A 6,225-nucleotide genomic window follows, 5' to 3' on the forward strand; every position below is an offset into this window, starting at 1 on the left:
AGCTGAGCATCATGAGACCGAGCCATTGTTCGAGATTAGGGTCCGGAGGTGCCTTTCCCATCGCCTGATTGCCTCCCGCATCTCCTCTGGGAAGTCATATCGCTGGTATATGCCTAGTATCCCTCCTCTGCTACCCGAGAGGTGATTTCAGGAGCGCTTGCGATACCTCTGAGCGAACACCTCGTCCTCGGCTGGCCGGTCCTGCGGATGCAGACGGCCGTGCCACTGTGGCTGCCCGACGAACTGCTCCTGTTTGGTGCAGAGAATGAGGACACCGAAGAAGACGATCCGACAGAGGATGAGGAAGATGGTTGAGCCGGTCAGCGGCGCGGCACCAAGGCCTGCAGTGTCTGAGCCACGGCCGCTCGCACCAACGCAGGACCGGTCAGGACCGTACCAGTGACTGGACCAAGCACCAGTGTCCGCTGCCGGCCCAGGGCTGCCAGTGCGCGACGCGCGACGTGGCCCGGCTCCTGCGCACCAGGCAGGTTGCTCCCATAGCCGGAGCGTGGGGCAAACTGGGTGCGGGTGGCGGTGGGGCAAAGCGCCAGGATATCGATCGGCCGGCCGGTCAGTTCTGCGGCAAGCGCCTCGGTCAGCGACAGGTCGAAGGCCTTCGAGGCAGCGTACACAGCCAGCCGTGGCACTGGCAGAAAGGCGGTGTTGCTGGACACGACAATGAGCCCGGCACGTCTGGCATCCGCTTCGGCCCGCGTGATCATGCTTGGCAGCAGCCGGCGCGTGAGCACCAGCGGCGCCATCACGTTGACCGATACCGTTGCCCGCAGGTCTTCCTCCGGCGTCGAGAGGACGTCGCCAAACGGCCCCATCCCGGCATTGCAGACCAACAGGTCGATGCTGAACCGCTCAGCCGCCCTACACACCGCCTCTAGCCCGTCTTCTGTGGCCAGGTCAGCAGTGACCGTTTCGACCCGCCGTTCCTCCCCAAGGTCTCCTGCGAGGCGGGCGAGGGCAGCCTCGTCCCGGCCGGTCAGCAAGAGGTTGGTGGTCGTGGGCAAGGCACGGGCGAAAGCCTCACCAATCCCGCTGGTGCCTCCGGTGATCAGCGCAGCGTGTGCGGAAGTGCGTGGATGTGCCATGCTGAGAAGGTAGAAGCTGCCAGCATGAATGGTAGAGCGGTCTCATCTGCCCCCGCCGTAGTCTGAAGGAAGTGCTCACTATTTGGAGTCGCTTATGTCCTCGGCGAGCATGTGCTCGTCCCGACAGTCCGCTGCAAAGATGCGGTAGGACACGGACATGCCGGCACCCTCGCACCTCTGCGGCAGCGTCGCAGGCGGATCACCATCCCCTGGAAGTCCGAGGGCTGCGCGACCTTCAGTCGACTTGGTGACCAGGGGCCAAGGATGCTCGCTGGCGGCCATCGAGGAGTATCTCGCGGCCCTGAGTTTGATTCAAGCGTCAGGCCGGGATCGAGACGTGCCTCAAGCTGGCGCGGGCGTTGGAGCTACTACAGCCCTGTACAGGAGCCGCACCATGGATCAACCTCACGGAGGAGATCAGGATCGGGGAGAATAAATATGAACAATTCAGCGGCTTCCTTCCGCCTCCGCTGGCTCATGGGCACAGTCGCGGCACTTGGGATTGCCTGCACTTCGGCAGCCGCTGGCGCGGCTGACACGACCGTCACCTATCGATCCTGGGCGCCGATCGTCGAGCACACCGAGAAGATGATAGCGGCCACGGCAGGCCAGCATTCGGAGATCAAGGTCGAAGCTAGCATCTTCAACTACCCAGACTACATCGTTGACCTGCAGACCCGGGCCAGTGGCGGCGAGATGCCCGACATGATCGGGCTCGAGCCGGGCGCCCTCACTCGCCAGTATCAGGACTTTCTGATGCCGGTGCAGGACTGCGCGGCCAGGACCTGGGGTGAGGATTGGCAGTCGAAGTTCTACCCGCTGGCCGTCGAGCAGTCGCGGCTGGGCAACGACCCGAGTGACGAGAACTTCTACGGCCTGCCGATCCTGACCCAGACCATCAACCTCTGGTATACCATTCCCATCATGGAGCAGGCCGGCGTCGAGCCGCCCAAGACTTATGAGGAGATGAAGGCTGCTGCCGAGAAATTCAGCGGCCTGGGCGTGGCGCCGCTGCTGGTGGGTGCCGCCGACGGCTGGCTGCGCCGCGATATTTACATGCAGCTCATTCACAATATCGCACCCGGCCTGATATACCAGGCCGAGGCCGGCGAGAAGAAGTTCACCGAGGCGCCATTCATCGAGGCAATGCAGTGGTGGAAACGGCTGTTCGATGACGGCGTGATCCAACCAGGCGCCCTTGGCTTGTCGGCCTATCCTGGCTCGATGGAACTGATCGAAGGGGAACGGGCAGCCATGTTCCCGATGGGCGCCTGGTGGATGCAGCAAGCGGCTCGGCCAAACCCGCCGCCACTGTCGCAGGGTCTGAGCGGATATGCGCCGATGCGCTTTCCAGACGTAACTGGCAAGGGTGCTCCCGAAGATCTGCTGGGCGGCATCGATGTCATGATCGGCATCACCAAGTCGGCCAAGGACCCTGAAGCGGCGTGCAAGGTGCTGACGGATTGGGTGGCCGGTGCGGCCGCACAGGTGCTGATTGACAGCTTCAACGACCTGCCGGCCGTTAAGGGTATTACCCCTGCAAAGTTCGAGACGGACAACCAGCGTCAGGTCTGGGAGACGCTGACGGGCTGGCTGGAGAAGGTGAAGTACGCAAGGCAGCTTCGTTCTCCAGCGGTCAAGCAGGCGTTCGAGGACAACCTTGCTGCCGTCGCTGCCGGCGATGTGACCCCGGAAGTGGCCATGGAAAACGTGCAGGCCGCCTGGGAAACCACCAAGGCCAAGTGAGCGATGACGGGAGGGCGCGCGGGCCTGCATGGGCCTGCCCTCCCGTCGGCCGATTCTTGCAGGACTGCGCTCGGGCGATTGATCCAATGTCTATCGGCAGCAAGCTTACGGCACCCGGAACAGCCGGAGGCCGCGACCACCGGCAAAAAGCAGCGTGGGTATCCTACGTCCCGACCAGCACCTCCACCCGTCAAGGCTACCTTTTTATCTCGCCGGCGATGATCCTGTTCGCAGTCTTCGTTCTCTACCCAATGTGCTACATCTTGCAGGCAAGTTTCTACGGCTGGGACGGCATCGGCGAAGCCACGTTCATCCAGCTCGACAACTACCTGCGCCTGTTCACTGCCGACCCGGCCTTCCGCCTGGCATTGCGCAATGCTGTCTACTGGGCGCCGCTGACCATCTTCCCTCAGATGCTGCTGGGCTTCACCATCGCGTACATCCTCACCTCCGGGGTGCCCGGGCAGACCGTGCTTCGAGCGATCTTCTACATCCCGGCGATCATCTCGCCGGTGGTGGTCGGCATCGTCTGGCAACGGATCTACAATCCGTTCGGTGGTCTCTTGTCCGATGTCGGCCTCGCCACCGGCTGGAGTTTCCTGCTCACCCCGTTCCTGGCCGACACCAAGACGGCGATCTTCGCCGTCATCCTGGTGAACGTCTGGCAGTGGACCGGCTTCTCGATGCTGCTATACATCGCCGGGATCCAGGGGTTGCCCAATGAGGTGTTCGATTCGGCGAAGGTCGAGGGCGCTACGAGCTGGCAGACGGTCCGCTACATCGTCTGGCCGATGCTCCGCCACGTCCATCTGACCCTGATCCTGCTCGGCATCATCGGAACGCTGCAAACCTTCCCGCTGATCTACATGATGACCAGCGGCGGCCCTAACCACGCTACTGAGACGCTGCCCAACTACATTTTCCAGCAGGCCTTCCGGCTCCAGAGCATGGGCTATGCCTCGGCGATCTCCGTCGTGCTTGTCTTTCTGGCGCTTGCCCTCAGCCTGTTTCAGGTCCGGGTGCTGGGCGCCCGTTTCGCCCTCTCCCAGTGAGGCACCAATCCATGCAACTGACGCGCAACGAACGGCGTGCCGGCTTGGCTGTGGTCACTGGCCTTGCCCTGGTCTGGCTGGTGCCGGTTGCCATGATGCTGGCGGTGGCCTTCATGCCACCCGGCACGCGTGCGCCGGCCTTCGGCGGCCTGGCGATCGAGGGCATCAGCACCGCCAACTTCCAGGCGGTGTTCCAGGATGCGCCCATCGTCCGCCACCTGGTCAACAGCCTGATCATCACCGGCGCGTCGGTCGCCCTGGTCGTCCTGTTGGGCTCGCTTGCCGCCTACGGCTTTTCCCGTGTTGCGTTCCGCGGCAAGGAGGTCTGCTTCTACCTCCTGATCCTCACCCTGATGCTGCCGATCCCGGGCCTCATCGTGCCCCTGTTCCAGATCAACAAGCAGCTTGGCATGCTCGACAGCTATATGGGCCTGATCCTGCCCTATACCGCGCTCGGAACCCCATTTGCCGTGATCGTCCTGCGCAGTTTCTTCGATACCTTGCCGCGCGAACTGGAGGAAGCAGCCACCATCGACGGCTGCTCGCTGTTCGGCATCTGGTGGCGGATCATCATGCCGCTGAGCTGGCCCGCGGTCTCGGTCGTGGTGATCTTCCAGTTCATGACCTCGTTCAACGAGTTCATCCTGGCCCTCGTCACCATCGACAGCACCGAGTTGAAGCCCCTGACCCTGGTGCCGCTGATCTACTCCGGCCAGTTCATGGCGCGGCCAGGCGTCATGTTCGCCGTCCTGACCCTGATCACGCTGCCCGTGATCCTGGTCTATGTGCTCATGCAGCGCTTCATGATCCGGGGCCTGACCGCCGGTGGCGTGAAAGGCTGAGCCCGGGATCTTCGCCTCTTGCCAGCGCCTTCAATCCAGCGACACTGCCGGCCGGCATGAAGAGGCAGGTTATGCGGTCGCTGTGGCAGGGGCAGCTTTGACCTTTGCCATAGGATGAGGAGCAGAACCTGATGACTGACCTGGGCGGCCGCACGATCCTCGTCACGGGTGCCAGCGGTGGCATCGGCGGTGCGACGGTCCGGCACCTTTGTGCAGCCAACGCCGACGTCATCGCGAGCGGTCGTGCCGAAGACGCCCTTGCGGCACTGGCGAAGGAAACGGGCTGCCGGACGCTGCCCTTCGATCTTTCCTGCGAGGATTCCGTGCGCACGGCGCTGGAAGGTCTGGACCTGTGGGGCGTCGTGAACTGTGGCGGCTTTGGCGGCGAGATCGCCACGCCCATGGATACTGACATCGCGATCTTCGACAAGGTCATCAGCATCAACACCCGAGGTGCCCTGCTGGTCACCAAGTATGCTTCGCAGTCGATGGTCCGCCTGGGCAAGGGTGGAGCCATCGTCAACGTGTCAAGCCAGGCGGCACTCGTAGCGCTGCACGGGCACATCTCCTACGGCGCATCCAAGGCCGCCTTGGACAACATCACGCGCGTCTCGGCGCTGGAACTCGGAAAGTACAAGATCCGCGTCAACAGCGTGAACCCCACCGTCGTGATGACCGACATGGCGGCCGGCTATTGGGGACGTCCGGACGTCGCGAAGCCCTTCATGGAGCAGATGCCCTTGGGGCGCTGGGCAACGGTGGATGAGATCGCCGCTCCCATCGTCTTCCTGCTCAGCGACGGTGCGGCCATGATCACGGGCGTCTCACTTCCGATCGATGGTGGCTACACCTGCCGGTGACCGTGGGATGTCACATGCTCATGCCTTCAGGAAGGGCATGAGCCGCCATGTGATCGGGCACGCTAGGCTGGAACCGCCGCCATGGGTCTTGCGACCTCCCGGATAGGCAGGTGGATGAGCGCGCTGAAGGCGCCGATGCCTACCCCGATCCACCACGCCGCGCCATCATACAGGCCTGGAGGCACGAGTCGTCGACTTGGACGAACCAGCCATGACACACGTCATGCCCAGCCAGTTGCCGTACCATGCGGACTTGGCCAGCTTCGACCGCAAAGGCCGTGTGATCCTCCGGGTAAGGCTCTCTCGCCGCTATGTCTGCTCGATGAACCGTCTTCTGTTGGGGCAGAGAATGTGGACGAGGAGGAGGATGCAGGAACGTAAGGTGCCTCGCACCATGTTCTCAGTTTGCCTGAAGGACGATGAGGTCGTGTGGCTTGCTCGCGACCTTGAGGTTGGCAAGATCAAGCAGCGTGAAGCGCCCGGCCGTCAACCAGCCGCCCGTGTCGATATGGTAGACGTTGCCCAAGACTGCCGGTTGCCGCACCGGTGTGTGACCTACCACCACCGCGCGCACACCGGCCACGCCTTCAAGGTTACCCTCCTCGAGCCGGGCACGTGACCACAT

General features: G+C 63.1%; 5 protein-coding genes and 1 pseudogene. 4 read left to right on the plus strand and 2 right to left on the minus strand.

Annotated elements, in window-relative coordinates:
- Window positions 1-320: 320 nt before the first annotated feature.
- A complete protein-coding gene (locus tag VHL31_RS15050) occupies window positions 321-1,100 on the minus strand; it encodes an SDR family NAD(P)-dependent oxidoreductase (protein ID WP_329662042.1) in 780 nt (259 codons plus the stop codon).
- A 588-nt stretch (window positions 1,101-1,688) separates the two neighbouring features.
- Here VHL31_RS15050 and VHL31_RS15055 point away from each other — a divergent pair.
- The 4 genes from VHL31_RS15055 to VHL31_RS15070 all read left to right on the plus strand — a co-directional run bounded on the left by VHL31_RS15055 (window position 1,689) and on the right by VHL31_RS15070 (window position 5,600).
- Complete coding sequence (locus tag VHL31_RS15055) at window positions 1,689-2,846, plus strand: ABC transporter substrate-binding protein (RefSeq protein ID WP_329662047.1); 1,158 nt, start codon at window positions 1,689-1,691, stop codon at window positions 2,844-2,846.
- 86 nt (window positions 2,847-2,932) lie between these two features.
- A complete protein-coding gene (locus VHL31_RS15060; protein ID WP_329662043.1) occupies window positions 2,933-3,898 on the plus strand; it encodes a sugar ABC transporter permease in 966 nt (321 codons plus the stop codon).
- Between the two features lie 11 nt (window positions 3,899-3,909).
- Window positions 3,910-4,740 (plus strand): carbohydrate ABC transporter permease, encoded by an 831-nt coding sequence (locus tag VHL31_RS15065; protein WP_329662044.1) that lies wholly within the window; start codon window positions 3,910-3,912, stop codon window positions 4,738-4,740.
- Between the two features lie 131 nt (window positions 4,741-4,871).
- On the plus strand, window positions 4,872-5,600 hold the full coding sequence (locus tag VHL31_RS15070; protein WP_329662045.1) for an SDR family oxidoreductase: 729 nt from the start codon (window positions 4,872-4,874) through the stop codon (window positions 5,598-5,600).
- Between the two features lie 400 nt (window positions 5,601-6,000).
- Here VHL31_RS15070 and VHL31_RS15075 read toward each other — a convergent pair.
- Window positions 6,001-6,225, minus strand: a pseudogene (locus tag VHL31_RS15075) (serine/threonine protein phosphatase); the annotation flags it as partial.

This window comes from Geminicoccus sp., assembly GCF_036263595.1.
Lineage (GTDB): Bacteria > Pseudomonadota > Alphaproteobacteria > Geminicoccales > Geminicoccaceae > Geminicoccus.

Bases quoted from the DNA above. Each gene is read 5' to 3' on its own strand.
- VHL31_RS15050 (WP_329662042.1), bottom strand. From the start codon at position 1,100: ATGGCACATCCACGCACTTCCGCACACGCTGCGCTGATCACCGGAGGC.
- VHL31_RS15055 (WP_329662047.1), top strand. From the start codon at position 1,689: ATGATAGCGGCCACGGCAGGCCAGCATTCGGAGATCAAGGTCGAAGCT.
- VHL31_RS15060 (WP_329662043.1), top strand. From the start codon at position 2,933: ATGTCTATCGGCAGCAAGCTTACGGCACCCGGAACAGCCGGAGGCCGC.
- VHL31_RS15065 (WP_329662044.1), top strand. From the start codon at position 3,910: ATGCAACTGACGCGCAACGAACGGCGTGCCGGCTTGGCTGTGGTCACT.
- VHL31_RS15070 (WP_329662045.1), top strand. From the start codon at position 4,872: ATGACTGACCTGGGCGGCCGCACGATCCTCGTCACGGGTGCCAGCGGT.